24 protein-coding genes, 1 pseudogene and 1 riboswitch are annotated in these 23,564 nt (G+C 71.6%); of the genes and pseudogenes, 6 read left to right on the top strand and 19 right to left on the bottom strand.

Translation table 11 applies throughout. From position 1 onward, the window contains the following. Nucleotides 1-10 precede the first annotated feature (10 nt). From rpmI to Pflav_RS03325, 6 genes and pseudogenes are all read right to left on the bottom strand, one after another. Nucleotides 11-205 (bottom strand): 50S ribosomal protein L35, encoded by a 195-nt coding sequence (gene rpmI / locus Pflav_RS03350; protein ID WP_173033668.1) that lies wholly within the window; start codon nucleotides 203-205, stop codon nucleotides 11-13. A gap of 19 nt (nucleotides 206-224) precedes the next feature. Further along, nucleotides 225-823 (bottom strand): annotated as a pseudogene (gene infC, locus Pflav_RS03345) (translation initiation factor IF-3). A 533-nt stretch (nucleotides 824-1,356) separates the two neighbouring features. Further along, on the bottom strand, nucleotides 1,357-4,557 hold the full coding sequence (locus Pflav_RS03340; RefSeq protein WP_173033666.1) for an NACHT domain-containing protein: 3,201 nt from the start codon (nucleotides 4,555-4,557) through the stop codon (nucleotides 1,357-1,359). A gap of 48 nt (nucleotides 4,558-4,605) precedes the next feature. Beyond that, the gene (locus Pflav_RS03335) at nucleotides 4,606-5,082 is read right to left on the bottom strand and encodes a PH domain-containing protein (RefSeq protein ID WP_173033664.1); all 477 of its coding nucleotides are present in this window, start codon (nucleotides 5,080-5,082) and stop codon (nucleotides 4,606-4,608) included. Then, entirely contained in the window at nucleotides 5,079-5,306 is a 228-nt protein-coding gene (locus tag Pflav_RS03330; protein ID WP_173033662.1) for a hypothetical protein, read from the bottom strand. The genes Pflav_RS03335 and Pflav_RS03330 overlap by 4 nt, the downstream gene beginning before the upstream one ends. A gap of 240 nt (nucleotides 5,307-5,546) precedes the next feature. Beyond that, complete coding sequence (locus tag Pflav_RS03325; RefSeq protein ID WP_173033660.1) at nucleotides 5,547-5,951, bottom strand: winged helix-turn-helix transcriptional regulator; 405 nt, start codon at nucleotides 5,949-5,951, stop codon at nucleotides 5,547-5,549. Between the two features lie 120 nt (nucleotides 5,952-6,071). Here Pflav_RS03325 and Pflav_RS03320 point away from each other — a divergent pair, with 120 nt between their 5' ends. Then, nucleotides 6,072-6,998 carry an NADP-dependent oxidoreductase gene (locus Pflav_RS03320; RefSeq protein WP_173033658.1) on the top strand — a complete coding sequence of 309 codons (927 nt, stop codon included), beginning with the start codon at nucleotides 6,072-6,074 and terminating at the stop codon, nucleotides 6,996-6,998. Between the two features lie 98 nt (nucleotides 6,999-7,096). Here the strand turns inward: Pflav_RS03320 and hisG are convergent, their stop codons facing one another. The 4 genes from hisG to Pflav_RS03300 are packed head-to-tail and all read right to left on the bottom strand — an operon-like array spanning nucleotide 7,097 to nucleotide 9,800. After that, nucleotides 7,097-7,942 carry an ATP phosphoribosyltransferase gene (hisG, locus tag Pflav_RS03315; protein ID WP_173033655.1) on the bottom strand — a complete coding sequence of 282 codons (846 nt, stop codon included), beginning with the start codon at nucleotides 7,940-7,942 and terminating at the stop codon, nucleotides 7,097-7,099. Between the two features lie 50 nt (nucleotides 7,943-7,992). Next, nucleotides 7,993-8,256 carry a phosphoribosyl-ATP diphosphatase gene (locus tag Pflav_RS03310; protein ID WP_173033653.1) on the bottom strand — a complete coding sequence of 88 codons (264 nt, stop codon included), beginning with the start codon at nucleotides 8,254-8,256 and terminating at the stop codon, nucleotides 7,993-7,995. Between the two features lie 27 nt (nucleotides 8,257-8,283). Further along, nucleotides 8,284-9,285: a Gmad2 immunoglobulin-like domain-containing protein gene (locus tag Pflav_RS03305; protein ID WP_173033651.1), complete on the bottom strand. Its 1,002-nt coding sequence runs from the start codon at nucleotides 9,283-9,285 to the stop codon at nucleotides 8,284-8,286. Next, the gene (locus tag Pflav_RS03300) at nucleotides 9,282-9,800 is read right to left on the bottom strand and encodes a SigE family RNA polymerase sigma factor (protein WP_197937855.1); all 519 of its coding nucleotides are present in this window, start codon (nucleotides 9,798-9,800) and stop codon (nucleotides 9,282-9,284) included. Before Pflav_RS03300 ends, Pflav_RS03305 begins: the two co-directional genes overlap by 4 nt. 85 nt (nucleotides 9,801-9,885) lie before the next feature. On the opposite strand from Pflav_RS03300, the gene Pflav_RS03295 reads away from it, so the two are divergent. The 3 genes from Pflav_RS03295 to Pflav_RS03285 are packed head-to-tail and all read left to right on the top strand — an operon-like array spanning nucleotide 9,886 to nucleotide 12,298. Beyond that, entirely contained in the window at nucleotides 9,886-10,737 is an 852-nt protein-coding gene (locus Pflav_RS03295; RefSeq protein ID WP_232070956.1) for an ABC transporter substrate-binding protein, read from the top strand. Continuing rightward, on the top strand, nucleotides 10,734-11,558 hold the full coding sequence (locus Pflav_RS03290; RefSeq protein WP_173033645.1) for an amino acid ABC transporter permease: 825 nt from the start codon (nucleotides 10,734-10,736) through the stop codon (nucleotides 11,556-11,558). Before Pflav_RS03295 ends, Pflav_RS03290 begins: the two co-directional genes overlap by 4 nt. Then, the gene (locus Pflav_RS03285; protein WP_173033643.1) at nucleotides 11,555-12,298 is read left to right on the top strand and encodes an amino acid ABC transporter ATP-binding protein; all 744 of its coding nucleotides are present in this window, start codon (nucleotides 11,555-11,557) and stop codon (nucleotides 12,296-12,298) included. The genes Pflav_RS03290 and Pflav_RS03285 overlap by 4 nt, the downstream gene beginning before the upstream one ends. Before the next feature lie 603 nt (nucleotides 12,299-12,901). Here the strand turns inward: Pflav_RS03285 and ribH are convergent. The 6 genes from ribH to rpe form a co-directional block, all read right to left on the bottom strand. Beyond that, nucleotides 12,902-13,375 carry a 6,7-dimethyl-8-ribityllumazine synthase gene (gene ribH, locus Pflav_RS03280; RefSeq protein WP_173033641.1) on the bottom strand — a complete coding sequence of 158 codons (474 nt, stop codon included), beginning with the start codon at nucleotides 13,373-13,375 and terminating at the stop codon, nucleotides 12,902-12,904. A gap of 35 nt (nucleotides 13,376-13,410) precedes the next feature. Further along, nucleotides 13,411-14,637 (bottom strand): bifunctional 3,4-dihydroxy-2-butanone-4-phosphate synthase/GTP cyclohydrolase II, encoded by a 1,227-nt coding sequence (locus Pflav_RS03275; protein WP_173033639.1) that lies wholly within the window; start codon nucleotides 14,635-14,637, stop codon nucleotides 13,411-13,413. Next, nucleotides 14,634-15,257 (bottom strand): riboflavin synthase, encoded by a 624-nt coding sequence (locus Pflav_RS03270; RefSeq protein ID WP_173033637.1) that lies wholly within the window; start codon nucleotides 15,255-15,257, stop codon nucleotides 14,634-14,636. The genes Pflav_RS03275 and Pflav_RS03270 overlap by 4 nt, the downstream gene beginning before the upstream one ends. A gap of 3 nt (nucleotides 15,258-15,260) precedes the next feature. Then, nucleotides 15,261-16,316 (bottom strand): bifunctional diaminohydroxyphosphoribosylaminopyrimidine deaminase/5-amino-6-(5-phosphoribosylamino)uracil reductase RibD, encoded by a 1,056-nt coding sequence (ribD, locus tag Pflav_RS03265; RefSeq protein ID WP_173033635.1) that lies wholly within the window; start codon nucleotides 16,314-16,316, stop codon nucleotides 15,261-15,263. A 114-nt stretch (nucleotides 16,317-16,430) separates the two neighbouring features. Beyond that, a riboswitch (FMN riboswitch) is annotated at nucleotides 16,431-16,578 on the bottom strand. 72 nt (nucleotides 16,579-16,650) lie between these two features. Next, a complete protein-coding gene (locus tag Pflav_RS03260; RefSeq protein WP_173033633.1) occupies nucleotides 16,651-17,619 on the bottom strand; it encodes a GGDEF domain-containing response regulator in 969 nt (322 codons plus the stop codon). Continuing rightward, nucleotides 17,616-18,296: a ribulose-phosphate 3-epimerase gene (gene rpe, locus Pflav_RS03255; protein ID WP_173033631.1), complete on the bottom strand. Its 681-nt coding sequence runs from the start codon at nucleotides 18,294-18,296 to the stop codon at nucleotides 17,616-17,618. Before rpe ends, Pflav_RS03260 begins: the two co-directional genes overlap by 4 nt. Before the next feature lie 117 nt (nucleotides 18,297-18,413). On the opposite strand from rpe, the gene Pflav_RS03250 reads away from it, so the two are divergent. Next, entirely contained in the window at nucleotides 18,414-19,319 is a 906-nt protein-coding gene (locus Pflav_RS03250) for a septum formation family protein (RefSeq protein WP_173033629.1), read from the top strand. 58 nt (nucleotides 19,320-19,377) lie between these two features. Here the strand turns inward: Pflav_RS03250 and Pflav_RS03245 are convergent, their stop codons facing one another. From Pflav_RS03245 to def, 3 genes are read right to left on the bottom strand one after another with little or no spacing between them, the layout of a single operon-like run. After that, the gene (locus tag Pflav_RS03245) at nucleotides 19,378-20,721 is read right to left on the bottom strand and encodes an RsmB/NOP family class I SAM-dependent RNA methyltransferase (protein WP_173042205.1); all 1,344 of its coding nucleotides are present in this window, start codon (nucleotides 20,719-20,721) and stop codon (nucleotides 19,378-19,380) included. 8 nt (nucleotides 20,722-20,729) lie between these two features. Further along, on the bottom strand, nucleotides 20,730-21,653 hold the full coding sequence (fmt, locus tag Pflav_RS03240; RefSeq protein ID WP_173033627.1) for a methionyl-tRNA formyltransferase: 924 nt from the start codon (nucleotides 21,651-21,653) through the stop codon (nucleotides 20,730-20,732). Nucleotides 21,654-21,656: 3 nt separating this feature from the next. Next, on the bottom strand, nucleotides 21,657-22,217 hold the full coding sequence (gene def, locus Pflav_RS03235; protein WP_173033625.1) for a peptide deformylase: 561 nt from the start codon (nucleotides 22,215-22,217) through the stop codon (nucleotides 21,657-21,659). A gap of 102 nt (nucleotides 22,218-22,319) precedes the next feature. Between def and Pflav_RS03230 the strand changes: the two genes are divergently transcribed. Next, nucleotides 22,320-23,525 (top strand): esterase-like activity of phytase family protein, encoded by a 1,206-nt coding sequence (locus Pflav_RS03230; protein ID WP_173033623.1) that lies wholly within the window; start codon nucleotides 22,320-22,322, stop codon nucleotides 23,523-23,525. Nucleotides 23,526-23,564 lie beyond the last annotated feature (39 nt).

Here is a 23,564-nt window from a genome sequence, read left to right as displayed (position 1 = left end):
GTGGTACGCGTCAGCGGCCCAGCAGCTTCTTGACTCGCTTGACGTCAGCCTTGGCCACCAGGACGGTGCCGGACAGCCGGCGGGTGCGGGTGGAGGGCTTGCCCTCGAAGTTGTGACGCAGACCGGCCTGCTGCTTGACGAGCTTGCCGCTGCCGGTCACCTTGACCCGCTTGCCCGTACCCGTGTGGCTCTTCATCTTCGGCATCTGGAACGTCTCTCCCCTGCTACTCGCCGGACTGTCCGGCGGGTCCGGCCTCGGCCGGCGGTGCCTCGTCGGCACCGGGCTCCCGCTCACGCCCCGGCCCTTGGCTGCCGTTGCGGCGGCCTTGGTGGCCCGGTGCGGAGCCAAAACCATAATCATGTTGCGGCCGTCCTGCTTGGGAGCGGCCTCCACATACCCCAGGTCCGAGATCTCGGATTCGAGCCGCCGCAGGAGCCGGTAGCCCAGCTCCGGTCGGCTCTGCTCCCGACCTCGGAACATGATCGTCACCTTGACCTTGTCGCCCGCCTTGAGGAACCGCACTACGTGACCCTTCTTGGTCTCGTAGTCGTGGGGGTCGATCTTCGGCCGGAGCTTCATCTCCTTGATGACGGTCTGCTGCTGGTTACGCCGCGCTTCGCGCGCCTTCAGTGCGCTCTCGTACTTGAACTTTCCAAAGTCCATGAGCCTGCACACCGGCGGGCGCGCCATCGGTGCAACCTCGACCAGGTCCAGGTCGACGTCCGTGGCCAGCTGAAGGGCGCGCTCCAGTGGGACAATGCCCACCTGCTCACCGTCAGGGCCGACCAGTCGGACCTCACGTGCCCGGATCTGCTCGTTCACGCGTGGTTCGGCGCTGATGGGGCCTCCTCATTGCGATCTTCGTCCGGTCGCGGGCTTGCGGCCGGTCGTGTGTGCCTCCTGCCTCCGCTTCACGGCGGGCGCCGGTCGGCTGAGGCGTTTGCGCTGGCTTGGCTGGAACCGCACCCGCGCAGGGCGCCGACCTCGGTCGGCGCGCGTGCCGGGCGGGGAGCTGATGGCCGCGTGTGCCGGCTCGGTAGCCCGCTGACGTGTGTCGTCGCTGGGCCGCCGGCTGGCGCACACGCCGCTCGGCGCGTGTGCCGGCCAAAAAGCAGAAGGCCCCGGCGAAGATGCCAGGGCCCGCTCGACCGGTCGGGCGCATCAGATCACAACGCGCCGCCGGACCCGAGGATTCCCCGGAACCGGCTGACCGGACCCGGACGTCCACTGGGAACGACTCGGGTGGGAGCAGGCGCTCCGCTTCGTGGCTGTCGCCGCACATGCAGTGACAGCTGGTCGACTAAGCAAGGTTACCAGCATGTACTCAGGAACGCGAAAGCGGGTGCGATACTCACCTACTCGTCCACCGGGGTGGGTAGCCGCGCCATCAGGTCCACCGCTTGGCAGAACGTCTCCCCCACCTGTCCGGCCAGCTCCTCCTGGTCGGCGGGCCAGCCTCCTGGGCGGCTGAGCAGCGCCCCGGTCAAGAGCCGGGTCCACTCGGCCGCGCTGACCGGGCCGAACGCCTCCGCCAACACCGCCAGCCGCTGCTGGGTCAGCAGCTGCGGATGGGCGGCGAAGACCTTGGCGATGTCCGGCAGGTGCGGCGGCTGCGCCCAGGACGAGCGGAACAGGACGTCGAGGGCGATCACCACGGTCCGCAGCGGCAGGTGTTCGGCATCGCGGGCGAGGCAGGTCAGCAGCAGCGGGCAGGCATGCTCAGGCACGGCGTGCGTCGTCGCGATCATTTCGCGGTACAGCTCACGCAGCTCGGCGTGCGGCGGACGCAGCGAGATCTCCAGCAGTCGCTCCAGTCCCCCGGGCATCGGCCCGTGCGGCGCGAGCCGCTGGTAGACGACGGTGCCCAGCCGCAGCCGGTCGGCTCGGTGGGGCACGGCCATCGCGTGTGCCTCGACGTCGTCGACGAGGCTGGACTGCTGATCCGGGTTGGGCATGAGCCACCGCTCCGACCGGCCGTCCACGGTGTACGGCCTGAGCCGCACCCGGAACGCGGTGAGCGTGGCCGCCCATCCGTCGTCGTCCAGGCCGGCGTGCCAGAGGCGCACGGTGGAGGACCACCACAGGTCCGGTGTGGATCCGGGCGGTGCCAGCCGGGCGAGCGGCACACCCCCGGTGAGCAGCGTGCAGAGCGCGACGAGGTTGGCCGAATAGGTGGCGAGCCGGGCGACCGCGTCGCCACCGGAGGGGTTGTGCAGCGCGAACAGCGCGGACTGGTCCAGCTGCCGCGCCTCGGCGGCCAACTCCTCCAGCGCCTGCCGCACCTCCTCCGCGTCCTGGGGCGGCAGCTCGCGAAACAGCTCCTGGGCGAACGTGATGATCGGCCGGCGCTTCAGGAACGGTTGGTGCGACAGCAGCAGTGGCAGATGCCGCTCCCGCGGCGTCTCCCCGTACGGCGAGCGCCGCGCGCTCTCCCGGCGCCGCGCCGCCTCGCGCAGCAGGTCGATGGTCGTGGCGGCGACGAGGTATTCGCCGAACGTGGCGTGCAGGAACTCGTACGTACGGCGGGTCTCCTCGGTGCGATGCGTGTCCGCCTCGGCCGCGTGCACGAAGAAGAACTTGCCGACAGTACGCTGCGCGCGGCTGACCGGCGCCTCCATCGTCGGGCCCACGTCGACGGGCTTTGCCGGGCCGATCACCTCGTTCATGTCCGTTTCCAGCTCGCTCTCCGCGATCTGCTGCCGGCCACGGTTGAACATGCCGAACGCGGCCAGGCCCAGATGCCACAGCTCGCCGGCGACGGCGGTGTCGTGGCCCGCCGCAAGTGGCCTCGGCGCGCTCTTGCGCAGCTCGCGCCGGGCGAAGTTGTCGAGCAGCCGCTGGTAGAGACCGGCCGTGGAGAGCACCTGGTCGCCAGGGTCGGGCAGCCGCGGGTCAGCCGCGTACAGGGCGAGCATGAGCAGCAGCAGTGGCTGGGCGGCGAGCTGGACGTGACGCAGTGCGGACTCCAGCCCGAGCGCCCGGAACGTGCCGGCCGCCTCCTGGGCCTCGTTGGTCTGGCGCCACACTTCCAGCCACCGCACGATACGAGGTTGGTCGAAGTCCTCCAGCTTGATCATGAGGCTGCCGTCCGGGATCCGCGCCCGGTCCGCCACCACCGTGCGAGACGTGACCACGACGGCCATCGGCGACTTCAGGTCCCGCTCCCGCTCCTGAAACTCCGCCACCTGCTGGAGGTACTCCGACTGGGCGATGCCGGTGGCCTGGATCAGCTCGTCGAGGCCGTCCAGGAGCACCACCCGGGTCACGTCCCTACTCTCGGCGGCCAGGCTGGGCCACGACACCCTGCCGTGGGTCTCGCGCTCCAGTGCCTGGGCGATCTGGCGGTGCACGGCCGCCCCAGCCTCGACGGCTCGCAGCGGCACCCGGACGGCCGCGAACCCGGTGGGCGGCAACTGGGCGGCCAGCACCTTGGTCAGCAGCGACTTTCCGGCGCCTGGGTGGCCGAGCACCAGCAGCGGCAGCCGGCAACCCTCCGGGGAGGCGAGGTGGGCGGCGAGGAAGCTGTCGAGATCCTCGCGCAGGGGCTGCTTCGACCACCACGCTTCCTGGCTCGGCATCGCCTTGCTCGACGCCACCGCGAAACGGAACGCGGGTGTCACGTACCCGTCGCGGACGCTGGGGAAGGCGACGTCTCCGGCGTACCGCAGCGCGTCCGTGGCGACGACCGAACGGTCCAGCGCGGCGCTGTTGATCGCCGCGAGCATGTCCCGCTGCTCGGCCGCGCGTGCCTGGGACGTCGCGGCGACGAGGATCCGGGCGAGCCCGTCCATGGTGCGTGAGCGGTCGCCCAGCAGGACGCTCAGCCGTGCTTCCATCTCGCGCAGCTCGTGCCGCGTGGCGGCGTGCTCTCCCCAGGACGCCCACACCAGCAACTCCGGCACCTGGGCGGCCAGTCTCTGGTACGCGTCCGTGTAACGGCGCAGCGACTCGGCGACGACCTGCGTCATGAGCGCGCTGGTGGCGTCGCTGCCCGGCGTGTACCGCCAAGCCTCCAGCCCGGACAGGAACCGCACCGACTGGTCGGCGACTCGCCGCAGGTACGGCTCCATGTGCTGGGACACGTGCTCGTGCCACCCTCGGCGCGGCGAGGGCATTGGCAGCTCCGTCATGACCAGCTTGTCCAGCAAGCTCTCCCCGGCCTGCCGTAGCGGCGGCGGTGGTGCGTCGACCGACACCAGCAGAGCCTTCTCGGCGCGGGTCAACCGCAGCCGGCCGTACTCCTGGGGGCCGACGCCGTGCCGCAGCGCGTCGAAGAACGACGAGATCACCACGACGGTGTGCGCGGCGGAGATCAGCTCCATCCGCTCGTAACCGGCGGTGCCGAGCAGCCGGTCGGCCGCCCGGTCCAACAGCTGGCGTACCAGCCCGGAGGCCTCGCCCTTGGGATCGAAGTAGCCGAGAAGGTTGGCGCCGACCGCCGCGCCGGCGAGCATCAGGCCGCCGGTAAGGCGGTTCAGCGCCTCGAAGGTGCGGTGGTCATGCTGGCCGAGGATCGAAAGGGCCCCGCTGTACGTGAGCGCAGGCTCGGTCCGCATGGCCTGTCACGCTAGTCCCGCGAGGCAACCGGCACCCCGGGGCCAGGCTCAGTCGGTGACCGCGTCGGGCTGCGGGGCCTTGTCGCGCTGGGCGGCCTCCAGGAGCGCGCGGAGGGCGCGGACGCCGTCTACCGCGTGCTGCTTGTCGGCGGCCTGAAGCGCCATCATCGGCAGCAGGTCCTCGTCGCGCAGCTCCAGGGTGGCCCAGGGCGTGCCCCGGTTGAACCGGACCGAGCGCACCATGTCCCACGGCAGGTCGTACCCACCCACGAGGTTGCGCACCCGGATACCCTTTTCGTCCGCTTCCACCTGGAGGCGGGTGAAGAGCAGGATGCCAAGCGCGAAGAGCACGCCAAGCCCGACCATGGCGAACTGGTCGCCGCGCTGGAACGTGCCATAGCCGTCGCCGGTCGAGCCCCGGAGCCCGGTGGCGACCAGCGTGAAGACCACCAGGATGGCGACCGCCAGGATCCAGGCCACGATCCGGGCCCGCCTCGGCCGCAGGCGTACGACAGTGCTGCTCACGCCTCCCGAGTCTGCCACTCGCCCGACACCCCCGTCAGGCGGCCTCGACCTGCGGCCCGACCTGGCCGGAGACTGGCCAGCATCATCGGCCCGTCGCCGGGCGCCCGCCGGACCGGCTCCGACGTCGCGTCCATCGTCGCGATGACCGGGGAGAGGTCATCCGCGCGGTCGAACCAGGCGAGCACCTCGTCCTTGCCCATTCCCTCGAAGTCCGGACCGCTCATCCCAATCGCCTCCGCCACTCGTCCAGCTCCGGGCCGGCCAAGGCCCGAACCCGTTCGTACCGTAATGCATCGTCATACATCCACATCGGGGGCTGGGGTCGGGAATTGAGTCGACCCGACTCAAGTTATGTAGGGCGTGACGCGCCCGCCGTCGAGCAGGCGTAACAAGCCACACTCACACCCCCAGGAAAAGGCCCGGCCCTCCCCACTCGGGAGGGCCGGGCCTTGCCATGTCCGGGGTCAGGCGGGCTGGCCCTCGTCGTACGCCGTACGGGCGGCCCGCACCTCGTCCATGTGCGCCTCGGCCCAGGTCTTGATGGCGACCATCACCGGCGCGAGGTCGCGGCCGAGCGGGGTGAGCTCGTAGTCGACGCGGACCGGCACCGTCGGGGTGACCGTGCGGGCGACAAGGCCGTCGCGCTCCAGCGTGCGCAGCGTCTGGGTGAGCATCTTCTGGCTCACGCCGGCGATCTTGCGGGCCAGCTCGCTGTGCCGCATCGGGCCGTGGCCGAGTGAGGCGAGCACCAGCCCCATCCACTTGTCGCTCAGCGTCTCCAGCAGCTGCCGGGTCGGGCACTCGGCCAGGAACGCGTCATACGCCTCCTTGGCCTGCTTGCGGCGCTGCGCGGCGGTCGCCGTGGCCATGCTGGCCTCCCCTCTGGTGACTAAGGCACTCCCAGGTACCTACTTTCTGCCAGAGAGTAGGGCTCCATACGCTCCTGGAGCAAGTCAAGAGCTGGAGAGCTAGCGAGAGGAACACAAGCCATGCGTGCCGTGACCATCAGCGAGTACGGCGGCCCGGAGGTCCTGCGGGTCACCGACCAGCCCCTGCCCGAGCCGGGCCCGGGGCAGCTTCGCGTACAGGTGCGGGCCGCCCCCGTACAGCCGATCGACATCGCTACCCGGGCGGGTGCCTTCGCGGAACACCTGCCCGTGCGGCCGCCGTTCGTGCCGGGGTGGGACCTCGCCGGCACCGTCGACGCGGTGGGCGAGGGGGTCACCGCGTTCCGGCCGGGCGACGAGGTCGTCGGGATGCGCCACTGGTTCCGCGGTGGAGGTGACGGGACCCAGGCGGAGTACGCCCTGCTGGACGCCGCCGCCACCGCCACCGCGCCGGCCGGTGTGGAGCCGGCGGCCGCCGCCACGCTGCCGCTCAACGCGCTCACCGCCGACCAGGCGCTCGACCTTGCCGGGCTGGCGGAGGGCACCATCGCGATCACCGGGGCGGCCGGCGCGGTCGGTGCCTACGCGGCGCAGCTCGCCGTCCACCGTGGACTGACTGTGTACGCGATCGCGGGCCCGCAGGACGAGGAGTTCCTGCGCGGGCTCGGCGCGGTGTTCGTACCCCGGGCGGACGACGTCGCGGCCGCGGTGCGAGCGGTGGCGGGCGGGCCGGTCGACGCCCTGTACGACCCGGCGTTCATCGGGGCGCCGGCGCTGGGCGCGGTGCGGGACGGCGGCACGTTCGTCGCCGGCGCCGGACCCCTAACTCCCCCGCCCGAACGCGACATCCACACCACCGGCGTCGAAGTCGAGCCCGACAGCACGAGACTCGCCGAGCTGGTAGCACTAGCCGAGCGCGGCGAACTCACGCTGCGCGTATCCCAAACCCTCCCGCTGACCGACGTAGCAGCGGCCCACGAGCGGCTCGCCAAGGGCGGCACCCGCGGCCGCCTAGTCCTGCTCCCCTAAACCCCAGGCGTGGTTGATCAGGGAGTTGGTGGGGGGACGCGCCGGACGACTCGCCCACGAAGTCCCTGATCAACCGCTCGGCCGGCGAGCGGGGCGCCTCACAGGCGGCAGGCGTGGATGTCCGTTACCAGGATCGCGCGGGCGCCCAGGTCGTAGAGCTCGTCCATGATGTTGTGCACGTCGCCGCGGAGCACCATCGCCTGTACGGCCACCCACCCCTCGCGGTGCAGCGGGGAGATGGTCGGCGACTCGATGCCGGGGGTGAGCGCGGTGGCCTGGTCGAGGAGGTCGGCGCGCACGTCGTACGCCAGCATGACGTAGCGGCGGGCGACAAGCACGCCCTGGAGGCGGCGGACAAGCTGCCCGACCTGCCCGTTGGCCGGCGCGCCGACCCGGCGGATGAGCAGCGCGGACGACACGAGGATCGGGTCGCCGACCGTCACCAGGCCGGCTTGGCGCAGCGTGGCGCCGGTGGAGACCACGTCGGCGATGACGTCGGCGACGCCGAGCCGCACCGCGTTTTCCACCGCGCCGTCGAGGCGGATCACGTCGGCCTTGAGGCCCCGCTCGGCGAGGTGGCGCTCGACCACGCCGGGGTACGCGGTGGCGACCCGCCGGCCGCCGATCTCGTCCACAGAGGAGAGTGCGTCCGGGCGGGCCGCGTACCGGAAGGTGGCCCCGCCGAAGTCGAGGTCGAGGATCTCCTCGGCCGGGCTGCCCGCGTCGAAGAGCAGGTCGCGGCCGGTGATGCCGAGGTCGAGGTCACCCGAGCCGACGTAGGTGGCGATGTCGCGGGGGCGCAGGTAGAAGAACTCGACCGCGTTGCCCTCGTCGCGGCAGACGAGGTCGCGGTCGTCACCGCGCTGGCGGTAGCCCGCCTCGCGCAGCATCTCGGTAGCGGGTCGGGACAGGGTGCCTTTGTTGGGGACGGCGATGCGCAGCATCTGGACGTGCTCCTTCGAAACGAAACGTAGGGGGACGAGGGAGAGCACGGTCACAGATGTCGGTAAACGTCCTTGAGCTCCAGTCCGGTGGCGAGCATCAGCACCTGGGTCTGGTAGAGCAGCTGGGAGATCTCCTCCGCCGCCCGCTCACGCCCCTCGTGCTCGGCCGCCATCCAGGCCTCGGCCGCCTCTTCGACGACCTTCTTGCCGATGGCATGGACGCCGCGCTCCAGCGCCGCGACGGTGCCCGACCCGGGGGTACGGGCGGCCGCCTTGGCCGACAGCTCGGCGAACAGCTCCTCGAAGGTCTTCACGAGCAGTGATTCTGTCATCCCCGCCGGTCAGCGCACCGTGACCGTGTGGTCGTCCAGATGCTGGACGCTGCCGTCGGCGGCGGAAAAGGCGTACAGCTCCAGGACATATGTGCCCGGCGCGAGGGTGAGCGTGATCCTCGCCTCACCACGGGCCGGCGGACCCGCGGAGAGCGTGACGGTCTTCTCGGTCACGACGGTGCGCCCCTTGCGTACGGTCAGCCGCGCGGTCGCCTCGAAGACCGTCCCCGCCGCGTGCACCTCGAACGTGCGGGCCACCGTCGTGCCGTGCTGCGGCTCGATCAGCCACAGCGCACCGAGCGTGTCGAGCGCGGCGGCCTTGCGCAGCTTCGCCACCTCGCGGCCGCCGACCACCACGCGCACCTCTGGATCGCCGCCGAGTGCCGCCGCCACCGTCCAGGCGAGCTGCTGGCCGGCGAGGTCGTCGGGCGGCGCGGCGGAGAGCAGTACGGTCGCGCCAGCACCCTCCACCGAGACGTCCAGCACCCGCGTCCCGGACGGCCACGCGCTCGTGTAGTCGGGGTCGTCGGCGCTTTCCTGGGCCAGCATCTCGGTCACGGCCGCCCGTGCCTTCTCCGCTGGGGACGAGCCCGCCGGCAGGCGGTGGAACTCCCGGTAGAGCCGCGGCTCGCCCCGGTCCTCGCCCACGTAGTAGACGGCCAGGGACGCGCTCGCCGTACCAGATGATGTGCTGGACCTCGACGCTGGTGGCGCCGCCGGCGGTGCGGACGTGGCCGGCGGAGTCGGTGCGGGGGTTGGGGTTGTCGCGGGTGCGGTGACCGCGCCCGGGTCGGGCGCGGTGTGGTCGGGCGCGGGGCGCGCGGCGAGGGCGACCACGACGAGCGTCGCGGCCGTCGCGGTGGCGGCGGTGAACGCGATCGCCCCGAACGGCAGCCACCGCCAGCGGCGTGCGGTCCGCGCGCGGATCGCGGCGAGGGCGTCCGGGCGCACCTCGACCTTCGCCGCCTCGGCCTCCAGGACCTGGCGGAGTACGTCTTCGTCGCGTGTCATGAGCTGCGCTCCAGGGTCTCCCGCAGGGCGGCCATGCCCCGCGACGTGTGGCTCTTCACGGCGCCCCGGCTGCACCCCATGGTGGCGGCGATGTCGGCTTCGGACAGGTCGAGGTAGTAGCGGAGGACGAGCGCCTCGCGCTGCCGGGTGGGCAGTGCGCGCAGCGCGGCCACCACCGCGTCGTGCCGCAGCGCGTCGAGCGCGCCGGCCTCCGCGCTGGGCGCGTCCGGGACGGGCCGGGCGAGCGCCAGGTGCCGGTCGACCACCTGCCGGTGCCGCAGCGCCGACCGGGACCGGTTGACGACGCTGGCCCGCAGGTAGGCCAGGGCCTTGTCCGCGTCGCGCAGGCGGCGCCAGTGGCCGTGCAGCGCTACGTACGCGTCCTGGACGATCTCCTCGGCCCGCCCGCTGTCGTGCAGCAGGAGCGTGGCGAGGCGTACCAACGGTCGGTAATGGGCCGCGAAGAGATGCGTCACCGCCTCGTCGGCGGCCCATCCCTCCACGGTCGGGGTCACGGCGACCACGCTCCCGGTTGCAGCCACAGCGCTACGACGCGCCACGTCATTATCAGGTTTACAAGTCGCGCATATGCTGGCGCGCATGGTCCGCCGCGTTCTGCCCCTCGCCATCATGCTGGCGCTTTTCGGCTGTGCTCCCGCCGACGACGACACTCCGCCCGCGCCTGCCGCGACCGGGCTCACCTCCTGCACCAAGGATCAGCTCACGACCACGACGCCCGGCAAGCTGACGATCGGGACGGACGACCCGGCGTACGGGCCGTGGTTCACGGACAACAAGCCAGAAAACGGCCAGGGGTACGAATCGGCGGTGGCCTACGCGGTGGCCGACCGGCTCGGGTACGCGCAGGCCGACGTGACGTGGGTGCGGGTGCCGTTCAACAACGCGATCGCGCCGGGGCCGAAGGACTTCGACTTCGACATCAACCAGTTCTCGATCACCGAGGAGCGGAAGAAGGCGGTGGACTTCTCGGGGCCGTACTACCTGGTGCGGCAGACCGTGATCGCGCTCAAGTCCTCCAAGATCGCCAACGCCACCTCGGTGTCGGCACTCCAGAGCGCCAAGCTCGGCGCCCAGGTGGGCACCACCAGCTACCAGGCGATCACCGAGCTGGTGAAGCCCAGCGGGCAGCCGCAGGTGTTCAACACCAACGACGACGCCAAGAAGGCCCTCCAGAACGGCCAGATCGACGGCCTCGTCGTGGACCTGCCCACCGCCTTCTTCATGACCGCCGCCGAGCTCGAGGACGCGGTGATCGTGGGGCAGCTGCCGCAGGTGGGCGTGCCGGAGCAGTTCGGGCTGGTGCTCGACAAGGGCTCGCCGCTCACCGGGTGCGTGACCCAGGCGGTCGACCAGCTGCGCTCCAACGGCCAGCTCGCGACCCTGGAGAAGCAGTGGCTCGCCCAGGTGGCTGGGGCGCGCGAGCTCACGTGACGCTCAGCCCCGCTCAACAGGACCGTCTCGCCTACCGGCGGCGGCAGACGCTCCTATCCGTACTCGTCGCCGCACTGTCCACTTTGGTGCTCGGCGTCCTGCTGGTCGTGGCCGTGACCGGGGCGCCGGGCTGGGCGCGCGTGCGGGAGTCGTTCCTGGACGCGTCCGTGGCCCGCGAGTCGCTGCCCGACGTGTTGCGCGGGCTGTGGCTCAACATCCGGCTGCTCTTCTTCTGCGCGATCGGCGCGCTGGCGCTCGGCTTGGTCGTGGCGCTGCTGCGTACGCTCCGCGGGCCGGTCTTCTTCCCGGTACGGCTGCTGGCGACCGGGTACACGTACACGTTCCGCGGGCTGCCGCTCATCATCGTGCTCTACGTGATGACCCTCGGCGTACCGGGACTGCGGCTCCAGGGCATGCCGAGCACGCTGGTACTGGGCGGGATCGCGCTGGTCATCACGTACTCGGGGTACCTGGCCGAGGTCTTCCGCGCCGGTATCGAGTCGGTGCACCCGAGCCAGCTCGCGGCCGCGCGGTCGCTGGGGCTGACGTACCGGCAGACGATGCGCCACGTGGTGCTCCCCCAGGCCGTACGGCGGGTGGCGCCGCCGTTACTCAACGACACCGTGGCCCTCCAGAAGGACGTGGGGCTCGTCTCCCTGGCCGGCCCGATCGACGCGGTGCGGGCCGCGCAGATCCACACGGCGGAGACGTTCAACTACACGCCGTACATCGTGGCCGGCGTGCTCTTCGTGCTGCTGGCCATCCCACTGATCGCGATCACCGACTGGGTGACGCTGCGCGCCGCGCGGAGGCAGTCGTGACGCTCCTATCGTGCCGCGGCCTGCGCAAGGAATTCGGCGGCCACGTGGTCCTCGACCGGCTGGACTTCGACGTGGCCGAGCACGAGGTGGTGGCGCTGATCGGGGCGTCCGGCTCGGGCAAGTCCACGCTGCTGCGCTGTGTCAACCTCCTGGAGGAGATCGACGACGGCACCATCCACCTGGACGGCGAGCACATCACCGACCCGCGGGTAAACCCGGACAAGGTACGCCAGCGGATCGGCATCGTCTTCCAGGCGTACAACCTGTTTCCGCACATGACCGTGCTGGAGAACATCGTGCTGGCGCCGACGCGGGTGCACAAGGTTCCCCGCGCCACCGCCGTCGCCACCGCGCGAGAGTGGCTGGCCCGGGTGGGGCTGGCCGACAAGGCCGGCGAGTACCCGGACCGGCTCTCCGGCGGCCAGCAGCAGCGGGTCGCGATCGTGCGCGCGCTGGTCAACTCACCCCGGCTGCTCCTGCTGGACGAGGTGACGTCGGCGCTGGACCCGGAGCTGGTGGGCGAGGTGCTCTCGATGATCCGCGACCTGAAGTCCGAGGGCGTGACGATGGTGCTGGCCACGCACGAGATGGGCTTCGCGCGCCAGGTGGCCGACCGGGTGTGCTTCCTGGACGGCGGGCGGGTGCTGGAGCAGGGACCGCCGGAGACGGTGTTCGCGGAGCCGGCCGAGCCCCGCACGCGCCAGTTCCTGAGCCGGATCATCGAGGCGGGCCGGCTTTAGACCTTTGGAGCCGGCGGAAGCCATTCCACAATGGAGACTTGAGCTACCGCGACGTCCGCGGTGGTCCAGACCGCTGCTCCCGCGGCCTCACCCTTCGCGGCACACAACCAAAACCCCGGCCGGCATCGCCGGCGCCGGGCGCTCTGTGGGGCTTTGGGAAGACTTATTGCCCGCCCGCCGCGGCGGGCGCTTTCGACGGCGTGCCCGACTGCTCCAAGCCGCGTCGTTGCCCGGGGTGTCGCGGCCGAGTGCCTGTCGACCTGGGCGCATCGACGCGCCCAGGTCCTAGCCGCAGGGGTCCGCGTCCCAAGGCCAACGCCAGGGCCGGATCGTGGGTCTGCGGCTGGGCGCGGCCATGCGCCCAGCTCGAGAGCTCGTCGAAAGAGGAACCAACGTTGGGCTTGGACCGCGAACCCGGCAGCGGAGGTCGGGGATCTCGGCGAGCGCCAGCGAGCCGCCGACCGCAGCGGTGCCCGCGGGAGCATACGGTCCGCAGCTGACGCGGACCGGGGAAAATACCCATCCCAAGAAGAACTGCTGCCCCCGGAAGCTCTCCAGCCAGGGTGCGTCCCCGCGACCGGGTGGCGCGGGGACGCACCGGTGTCAGATGGCCAGGCCCCGGATCGCGAGCGCCGCGTCGAGCGCGGCGACCGTGGCGGACCAGCCCTTGTCCTCGGCCGATCCCGCGAGTCCGGCGCGGTCGCGGGCCTGTTCGATCGTGTTGACCGTCAGCACGCCGTGCGCGACCGGGGTCGCCTCGTCCAGCGCTACCCGCGTCAGGCCCTCGGTGACCGACTTGCACACGTAGTCGAAGTGGGCTGTGGCGCCGCGCACGACCACGCCCAGCGCGACCACCACGTCGCACCGGCGGGCCAGCGCCTGCGCCACCACCGGCAGCTCGACCGAGCCGGCCACCCTCGCCACCACGATGTCCGCCGCGTTGCAGGCCTTCGCGGCCTCGATCGCGCGGGCCAGCATGTGGTCGGTCAGGTCGCCGTGCCACCGCGCGGCCACGATCCCGACCGTCAACCCTTGTGCGTCCACAAAGGACACACCGGGCTCTCCGAACCCTGCCATCAGACGCGCCCCTCGGTGCAGCCAAAGCCTGCCATCTACGCCGATCCCTCCACCATGTCGCCCAGGCCGTCCAGGATGTGGCCCATGCGGTCGCGCTTCGTACGCAGGTAGCGCACGTTTTCCGGGTGCGGCCGGATGGGCAGTGACTCGCGACCGACGATGCGCAGGCCGTGCCCGGACAGACCCTCGCGCTTCGCCGGGTTGTTCGTGAGCAGGCGCATCGAGCGCACGCCCAGGTCGTACAGGATCTGCGCGCCGCTGCCGTAGTCCCGCGCGTCGGCCGGCAGGCCCAGCTCCAGGTTGGCGTCGACGGTGTCCCGGCCGAGGTCCTGAAGCTGGTACGCCTGGAGCTTGTGCAGCAGCCCGATGCCCCGGCCCTCGTGCCCGCGCATGTACAGCACCACGCCCCGCCCCTCGGCGGCCACCCGCGCCAGGGCGGCCTCCAGCTGCGGACCGCAGTCGCAGCGCAGCGAGCCGAAGACGTCGCCGGTGAGGCACTCGGAGTGGGCGCGCACCAGCACGTCCTCGCCGTCGCCGAGGTCGCCGTACACCAGCGCCACGTGCTCGGCCTCCGGCTCGAACTCGGCCCGGTACCCGACCGCGCGGAAGAGCCCGTGCGGCGTGGGGAGGCGGGCCTCGGCGACCCGCTCGACCTGGCTCTCGGTCCGGCGGCGGTACGCGACGAGGTCGGCGATCGTGATGATCGTGATGCGGTGCTCGACCGCGAACTTCTCCAGGTCGGGCAGCCGCATCATCGTGCCGTCGTCGTTGACCAGCTCGCAGAGCACGCCGGCCGGCCGCAGCCCGGCCAGCACGGCCAGGTCGACGGTGGCCTCGGTGTGGCCGGGCCGGCGCAGCACCCCGCCGTGCTTGGCGCGCAGCGGAACCACGTGGCCGGGGCGGCTGAGGTCGGTCGGGTCGGTGGCCGGGTCGGCGAGCAGCCGTACGGTACGGGCCCGGTCGGCCGCCGAGATGCCGGTGCTCACGCCCTCCCGCGCGTCGACGGTCACGGTGTACGCCGTGCCCCTTTTGTCCTGATTGATGTGGTACATCGGCGGCAGCTCGAGCCGGTCGGCCTCCGCTTCGGTGATCGGCGCGCAGACGTACCCGGAGGTGTAGCGGACCATGAACGCCATCAGCTCCGGCGTGGCGAGCTCGGCCGCGAAGATGAGGTCACCCTCGTTCTCGCGGTCCTCGTCGTCCACGACGATCACTGCCCGACCTGCGCCGAAGTCGGCGATGGCCTCCTCGATGGTGTTCATGCCGAAACTCCGTCCGCCCGATCCTGTGCGGGCGCCGGTGCCAGGAGCTTCTCCACGTACTTGCCGATCACGTCGACCTCCAGGTTGACCAGGTCTCCGGCGTGCTTACGCCCGAGAGTGGTGAGCGCGAGGGTGGTGGGTATCAGGCTCACCGCGAACTTCGAGTCGTCCACCGCCACGACGGTCAGCGATACCCCGTCAACGGTGATCGACCCCTTTTCCACCACGTAACGGGTAAGACCCGGCGGAAGTTCGATCTGGACGTCTTCCCACCGATCTCCGGGCGTCCGGGACAGGATCCGCCCGACCCCGTCGACGTGCCCCTGGACCAGGTGGCCGCCGAGGCGCGTGCTGAGCGTGGCAGCACGTTCGAGGTTGACCGGGTCGCCGGGCGTGAGCGTGCCGAGCGCCGTGCGGTCGAAGGTCTCCTTCATCACGTCGACCGTGAACCCGTCGCCCTCGGCCGCCACGACCGTGAGACACACGCCGTTGACCGCGATCGAGTCGCCCGGACCGGCGTCGGACGCGACGAGCGGGCCGCGCAGCGCGGCGACCCCGCCGTCGCCGTGCCAGTCCAGGCGCACAAGCTCGCCCAGTTCCTCGACAATCCCGGTGAACATTGACTAGCCCTCCCTTTTGCGCGGCACCGCGGTGAAGCGCAGGTCCGGTCCGACCTGGGTGATCTCGGTGTAGTCCAGGTCGATGGCTTCGGCGATGGTGTGCACGCCCGCGTCGGCGAGCGCGGGTGATCCGGCGCCGAGGAGCTTCGGCGCCACGTACCCGATGATCTTGTCGATGAGTCCGGCGGCGAGAAAGCCGCCGGAGAGCGTCGGCCCGCCTTCCAGCAGGACGGCCCGGATGCCGCGGTCGTAGAGGCCGGCGAGCAGCGCGGCCAGGTCGACCCGGCCGTCCGGACCCGCCCCTACGTCCGCCGCGGTGACCACCCAGGTGGGTGCGGCGCCGTCGCGCACGCGGGCTTTCTCGGGGGTACGGCCGGCGGAGTCCACGACCACGCGCAACGGCTGCCGGATGTTGAGCGTGCCGTCGCGCAGGTTGCGCGCGGTTAGCCGGGAGTCGTCGGCGAGGATGGTGCCGACCCCCACGACGACCGCGTCGACGGTGCTGCGCAGCTTGTGCACGTCCATCCGGGCCGCCTCGGACGTGATCCACATGCTCGTGCCGTCGATGGCGGCGGAACGGCCGTCGAGGGTCGCGGCGTACTTCCAGATCACGTACGGCCAGCCCCGGCGCACGGCGGTCAGCCAGGCGATGTTGCCCTGCTCGGCTTCGGCCTCGCGCACACCGGTGACCACCTCGACGCCGCCTTGGCGGAGCCTCTTGACGCCACCGCGGGCGAGCGGGTTGGGGTCGGCGACGGCGATCACGACCCTGGACACGCCGGCCCGGATGAGCGCGGCCGAGCAGGGGCCGGTGCGTCCGGTGTGGTCGCAGGGCTCCAGCGTGACGACGGCGGTACCGCCCCGGGCCCGATCCCCGGCCTGGGCCAGCGCGACGATCTCGGCGTGCGGGCCGCCCGCGTACGCGTGGAAGCCCTCGCCCACGGCCTCGCCGGCGGAGTCGAGGATGACGCAGCCCACGACCGGATTGGGACTTGTGGTGCCGAGCCCGCGGGCGGCCAGCGCGATCGCGCGACACATCGCCTCGTCAACGCTCGCCATGGGCGTCCCTCTCCAATGCCTGCGGGGTGCGCGGGCAGGGAGATGAGGGTGGCGTTGGGGCGGCAGCTGCGACGGCGTCGGTGAACCGACCCCGTCGAGGGGTGCCTCCGTCCCGCGCGCTAACTCCCATCCGGACTATGACCGTCGGCCCTGGACTCACACCAGGTCAACCGGTCGTTGGCTACGACCGGGTCGCGGGCTTTCCGGGCATGCGCCCCGGATTACCGCCGGTTCGGAATTTCACCGAGCCCCGCCAGCGCGTGGTGGGTTACCCATCGAGTCTTACACCTTTGTCACGCCACCGCACCACGCTAGGCGGCCAACATCACAGCCGTTACTCGCTCTCCGCTTTGCGGCGGTCGACCGCGATGTAGGAGCCGGGCTGGTTCTTCGCGACCTTCTTCATCTCCGAGGCAACCGCGATGACCTCGCGCGGGTCGGTGTACTTGCGGCCGGTCGCCGTGGACTGGGCCACGCCCACCGAGAGGGTCACCAACGCGGCTTTCTGGAGGTTGCCCCGGCGGTCGGGCACGAGGATGTAGCCGCGCTTGGCGTGCTCGGGGTCGTACAGCTCGTCGGCGGCCTGCTCGAAGTCGACCACCGCCTGCTGGGTGAGCGGCAGCACCTGGTCCGGGTGGCAGACGATCACGAAGTCGTCGCCGCCGATGTGGCCGAGGAACGCCGGCGGCAGCCCCGCCGAGACCACCGCCCGGTGCATGCTGCGGGCCAGGGCGGTGATGAACTCGTCGCCGCGCTCGAACCCGTACACATCGTTGACGCTCTTGAACCGGTCGACATCGACATACCCGACCGCGTAGTCGCTGCCGCTGCGCATCCGGTCGAGGATCTCGCGCCGCACCCGGGTGTTACCCGGCAGGCCAGTGAGCGGCGAGACCTCGCGGAACTCCTGGTTGCGCCGGAGCGTGGAGCGGACCCGGGCGATCAGCTCCAGCGTGTCGAAGGGCTTGACCAGGTAGTCGTCGGCGCCGGCGGTGAGGCCGACCACCTTGTCGACGGTCATGCCCTTGGCGGTCAGCATGATCACGGGGAGCGCGGAGGTCATCGGGTTGGCCCGGAGGCGGCGGGTCAGCTCCAGCCCGTCCATGCGGGGCATCATCAGGTCGACCACCGCCAGGTCGGGATGGCGCCGCTCGACCAGCTCGAGCGCCTCCTGACCGTCGCCCGCCAGCACCACCTCGAAGCCGTGGATCTTGAGGTTGACGCTCACGAAGCGCGCGATGTCCTGGTCGTCGTCGACGACGAGGATCAGGTCGGGCCGCTCGACGGCCGGCTCGGCGGTCACGGCTCGGCCATCGCCCGGGCGGCTAGGCCGCGCAGCTTGCGCACCGCCTCGGCCGGGTCCTGTGCGCTGTAGACGGCGGTGCCGGCCACGAACGCGTCCGCGCCCGCCGCGGCCGCCTCGGCGATCGTGTCCTCGGCGATCCCGCCGTCGACCTCGATGCGCAGCTCCAGGTGGCCGGCCTTGGCGTGCCGGCGGGCGGCGGCGACCTTGTCGAGCATGGCCGGGATGAACTTCTGCCCGCCGAACCCGGCCTTGATCGTCATGATCAGCAGCGTGTCGAAGCTGGGCAGCAGCTCCAGGTACGGCTCGATGGGGGTGTCGCGGTCGATCGCCAGCCCAGCCTTCGCACCGGCGGCACGCAGGTCCTTGGCCAGCGAGACCGGGTTGTCCGACGCCTCCGCGTGGAACGTCACGTTGTACGCCCCCGCGTCGGCGTAGCCCGGTGCCCACCGCCGGGGCTCCTCGATCATCAGGTGCACGTCGAACGGGATCGTGGTCGCCGCCCGCAGGCTCTGCACCACCGGCAGCCCGATGGTCAGGTTGGGCACGAAATGGTTGTCCATCACATCGACGTGAATCCAGTCAGCGGCGCCCTCGACGGCACGGACCTCGTCGGCGAGGCGGGCGAAGTCAGCGGCGAGGATGCTCGGCGCGACGACCGGCGATGGTGCGCTCACCCACGACAGTGTACGGAGCCGAGACCCATTGTCGCCCGCCCGTCGTATAGCGATTGACGGGTGCTGTGGCGCGGGTGCCGTATGCTGCGGCCGGACGCGGACCCTGGGGAGGGCGATATGCGACGCGTGGTGGGCTTAGCGGTTATCGGTAGTTTGTTGGCGACGGTGCTCGCGGGCTGCGCGAATCCGGCCGGTGTCGATGGCAGCCTGACAGACGATTGGAAGGCGCAGCCCGAGGCGACATCGTTCGTACCCGAGTCGGGCGTGTGCCACCTGTCGCTGCCGGACGGGCAGCTCATCTCGCGCGCGCAGTACAACCCGCTCGACTGCGGGGTCGACCACCACTACGAGACGGTGCACATCGGCCAGTTCACCGGCTCGGAGAAGGACGCCGCCGGGCCGCCGGAGAAGGGCTCGCCGGGCGCGCGCAAGGCGTTCGACGAGTGCAACACCAAGGTCAGCGAGTACCTGGGCGGAGACTGGCGCGGCGGCCGCCTCGACCTGTTCATCTACTACCCCGCCAAGGAGGCGTGGGAGGGCGGCAGCCGGTGGTTCCGGTGCGACCTCGCCGAGGTCCAGTCCCTCGACGACAACGCCAAGATCTCGCGCCGCTCCGGAAACCTCAAGGACATCCTCAAGGCGTCGTTCCCGATGGCGTACGGGTGCTTCAGAGCGATCCTGAGCAGCGACAAGAAGGACATCACCGCGATGAACCCGGTCACCTGCGAAACCGCGCACGGAGCCGAGTTCGCGGGCGTGTGGACCGCGCCGGAGAGCTCCTACGCGGACTTCGAGAAGAACACGCAGCGTGCCCACGACGCCTGCCGCAGCATCGTAGCGAAGTGGGCGAAGGTCCCGAGCGACAGCAACCTCAGGTACCGCACCGGGACGATCATCTACTTCCCGGACGAGGAAGAGTGGGCGGACGGCGACCGGGGCGTGCAGTGCTTCATGTGGATCAGCGACCAGGACCTGCGCCGCTCGATGAAGGGCGCCGGCCCGGGAGCGCTCCGCATCCGCTGACCCCCGTGGCTGCCTGAGGCGCGCGCTCCGCGAGCGGCGCGCCTCAGGGCTGGCCTGGCTAGCCGCGGCGAAGCAGCGCCAGGAACATGGCGTCCGTGCCGTGGCGGTGGGGCCACAGCTGGACCGTCGGGCCCGCCCCGAGTCCGGGCATGCCGGCGGGCAGGAACGGGCGGGCGTCGACGAGGTCGACCGGCAGGCCGCTGCGGCGGGCCGCCTCGGTGACCGTCACGTGGGTCTCGACAAGGTGCGGCGAGCACGTCACGTACGCGACGAGCCCGCCCGGCCGTACCGCCCGGAACGCCGCGCCGAGCAGCTCGCGCTGGAGCCGGGTCAGCGGCGGCAGGTCGGACGGCTGGCGGCGCCACCGCGACTCCGGGCGGCGGCGCAGCGAGCCGAGCCCGGTGCACGGCGCGTCCACGAGCACCCGGTCGTACGCCGGCTCGGGCAGCTCCTCCCGGCCGTCCTGGTGCAACACTGTCACCGGCAGCCCGCGGGTGGCCTGCGACACGAGCCGCGCGCGGTGCTCGGCGACCTCGACCGCGGTCACCTCGGCACCGCGCTCCACGGCCAGGGCGCCGAGCAGCCCCGCCTTGCCGCCGGGGCCGGCGCACAGGTCGAGCCAGCGGGCGTCCGGGCCGTCCAGCGACGCGTTGACGAGCGCGGCGGCGACGAGCTGGGAGCCCTCGTCCTGGACGTGCGCGCGCCCCTCGACCACGGCCGCCAGGTCGCCGGGCGCACCGCCGGGCAGGTAGACCGCGTACGGCGAGAAGGCACCCGGCGCGCCACCCACCTCGTCGGCGAGCTCGACCGCGTCCACCCGACCCGGGCGGGCGCACAGGTGTACCGGCGGGCGCTGGTTGTCTTCGATCAGCAGGCGGGTGGTCTCGTCCAGGTCGCTGCCGAGCGCCTCGTTGAACGCCCGCACGATCCACTGTGGATGGCTGTCGGCGACCGCGAGGTAGGCGGTCGGGTCCTTGTCGTACGGTGGCGCGACCTTGGCGATCCACGCGTCCAGGTCCTGGGTACCGATCTCGCGGAGCACCGCGTTGGCGAACCCCGTGGCGCCCGGCGCGACCGACCGCACCAGGTCGACCGTGGCGGAGACCGCGGCGTGCGCCGGCACGCGGGTGTGCAGCAGCTGGTACGCCCCGAGGCGCAGCGCGTCGCGGGCCGGCGGGTCGATCCGGGCCACCTCGCGCCCGGCCGCCGCGCCGACGATCAGGTCGAGCGTGCCCTCGTGGCGGAGCGCGCCATACGTCAGCTCGGTCGCGAACGCCGCGTCCCGCCCGTACAGCCGCATGTCGCGCAGGATCGCCGGGAGCACCAGGTTGGCGTACGCGCCGTCCCGGTGCACGGCCGCCACCGCCTCGTACGCCGCGCGGCGGGGCAGGTCGGTGCGCATCGTCGCCCTCACGCGAACGACTCCGACGAGACCCGCGCGCCGCGCGCCCAGTCGAGCGCGGACATCGCCTTCTTGCCGGCCGGCCGCACCTCGCCGAGCGCCACCGGATCCGTCGCCGAACCCACCAGCACGCGTTCCTTCTCCACGAGCAGCTGGCCGGGGGGCACCTCCGGCCCGTACCGCACCGGCCGGACCGGCCCGAGCTTCATCCGCTCGCCGCGGAACGTCGTCCACGCGCCCGGCGCCGGCGCGCAGGCGCGGACCCGCCGGTCGACCGCGAAGGCCGGCTCGTGCCAGCGCACCTCGGCGTCCTCCACGGTGATCTTCGGGGCGAGCGAGACGCCGTCGGCCGGCTGCGGCTCGGCCCGGGCCGCGCCCGACTCGATCCCGTCGAGCACCGCCACCAGCAGCCCGGCCCCCGAGACGGCCAGCCGCTCCAGCAGGTCGCCGGAGGTGTCGGTGGGCTTGATCTCCTCGGTCAGCGTCCCGTACACCGGCCCGGTGTCCATGCCCTCCTCCAGCTGGAAGACGCTGGCCCCGGTGACCGTGTCGCCGTGCAGCACCGCGTGCTGTACCGGGGCGGCGCCGCGCCAGGCGGGCAGCAGCGAGAAGTGCAGGTTGATCCACCCGTGCGTGGGGATCCCCAGCGCGTCCTTGGGCACCAGCGCGCCATAGGCGACGACGGGAACGCAGTCGGGCTCCAGCTCGCGCAGCCGCGCCTGGAACTCGGGCTCGCGCGGCCGGGCCGGCGTGAGCACCTCGATGCCCCGCTCGTCGGCCCAGGCGCCGGCCGGGGAGCGCACCACGCGGCGGCCCCGTCCGGCGGGCGCGTCGGGCCGGGTCACCACGGCGACGAGGTCATGGCCGGAGGCGGCGATCGCGTCCAGCGCGGGGATCGTGACGGCCGGCGTACCGGCGAAGACCAGGCGCACCCGTCACCGACCCAGACCGAACGGGCTGCTGGAGGCGTGCGGGCTCACCTTGACGGTGGGCGCGGTCGCCTTGTCGTACCACTCGGCGGCCCGGATCGCCTTCATCGCCTCCTTGCGCGCCTCCGCGTCGAGGCGGTCGATGAAGAGCACCCCGTCGAGGTGGTCGGTCTCGTGCTGGACGCAGCGCGCCATCAGCTCGCTGCCGACGATCCGCACCGGGTCGCCGTACATGTTGAAGCCCTTGGCCACCACATTCATCCGGCGCTTGGTGTCGAAGTAGAGCCCGGGAATGGACAGGCACCCCTCCTGCCCGTCCTGCTCCTCCTCGTCGGGGAAGCTGAGCTCTGGGTTGATCAGGTGGCCCACCACCTCGTCGACGTCGAACGCGAACACCCGCAGCCCGACGCCGAGCTGGGGCGCGGCCAGCCCCACCCCGCTCGCCTCCCGCATCGTCTCGGTCAGGTCGGCGACGAGCCGCCGCAGCTCCGCGTCGAAATCGACGACCGGCTCGGCGGGTGTCCTCAGCACTGGGTCGCCGAACACTCGGATGGGCTGGACGGTCACAGGGGGCTCCTTGCAGAAAGTGGTAGGCGTACCAGTCTACGGAGTCGACTGTGCGGCGAGCCGCAACCGGGCGTTCATTCGGCGCCCCTAGCGTCCGCGATCATGCGACAGTTCGCCATTCGGGTGGCGGCGGCGACCGGGGCCACCGCCCTCACGCTCAGCCTCGTTGCCTCCCCCACCCCGGCTCACGACAAGGACAACGTACGCGTTCCCACGCTCACCGGGTTCGCGTCGCTGCCGGCCCAGACCTACGTGCCGGCCAGCGACCCGTCCGGTAGCGCGCTCGGCACCGCCCCGATCAACGGTGTGGTGCCGCCCTTCGCCGACCAGCCGATCCAGGGCTTCTCCGGGATCGTCCGGGGCGGCGGGGGCGCATACGAGGTGCTCTCGGACAACGGCTTCGGCAACAAGGCCAACAGCGCCGACTACGCGCTCCGGGTGCAGCGGCTCGCTCCGGTGTTCCAGACCGGCGCGATCGACGTGCTCGGCGGCTTCCACTTCACCGACCCGAACGGCAAGGTGCCGTTCCCGCTCACCCGGCCCGACCGGGTGCTGACCGGCTCCGACTTCGATGTGGAGTCGATCACGCGGGCGATCGACGGCACGTACTGGGTCGGCGACGAGTTCGGCCCGTTCCTGCTGCACTTCGACCGCACCGGCCGGCTGCTGTCCGCCCCGGTGTCGCTGCCCGGCGTCTTCGCGCCGGAAAACCCGTTCCTCGCGGGCGGCACGCCGAACCTGGCCGGCAGCAAGGGCTTCGAGGGCATGGCCATCTCGCCCGACGGCCGCTACCTGTACCCGCTGCTGGAGGGCCCGGTCGCCGGTGACCCGACCGACTCGCTGCGGATGTCCGAGTTCGACACCCGCACGGGTGCGTACACGGGCAAGAAGTGGATCTACCAGCTCGACTCGCCGGCCCACGCGATCGGCGACGCGATCTCGGTGGACGCCAACCGCTTCCTGGTGATCGAGCGGGACGGCGGCCAGGGCGACGCCGCGCTGGTCAAGAAGATCTACATGGCCGACAAGCGGGACAAGAACCGCGACGGCAAGCTCGACAAGACGCTCGTCGTCGACCTGCTGAACATCGCCAACCCGAAGGGCCTCGGCGGTTTCGGCCCGGTCTTCCGCTTCCCGTTCACGACGATCGAGGACGTCCTCATCGTGGACGAGAAGACGATCGCCGTCCTGAACGACAACAACTACCCGTCCTCGTCGGGCCGCACCCCGGGCCTGCCGGACAACAACGAGTTCATCACCATCCGCCTGCCGAAGTCCCTCAACCCGGACGGGCGCGTCCTCCGCTAAACGCAACACCCTGATCTGGGGCGAATCCGCAACTACGGA

Source organism: Phytohabitans flavus, from assembly GCF_011764545.1.
GTDB classification, from domain to species: domain Bacteria; phylum Actinomycetota; class Actinomycetes; order Mycobacteriales; family Micromonosporaceae; genus Phytohabitans; species Phytohabitans flavus.
This window is presented reverse-complemented; position numbering and strand designations above follow the sequence as displayed.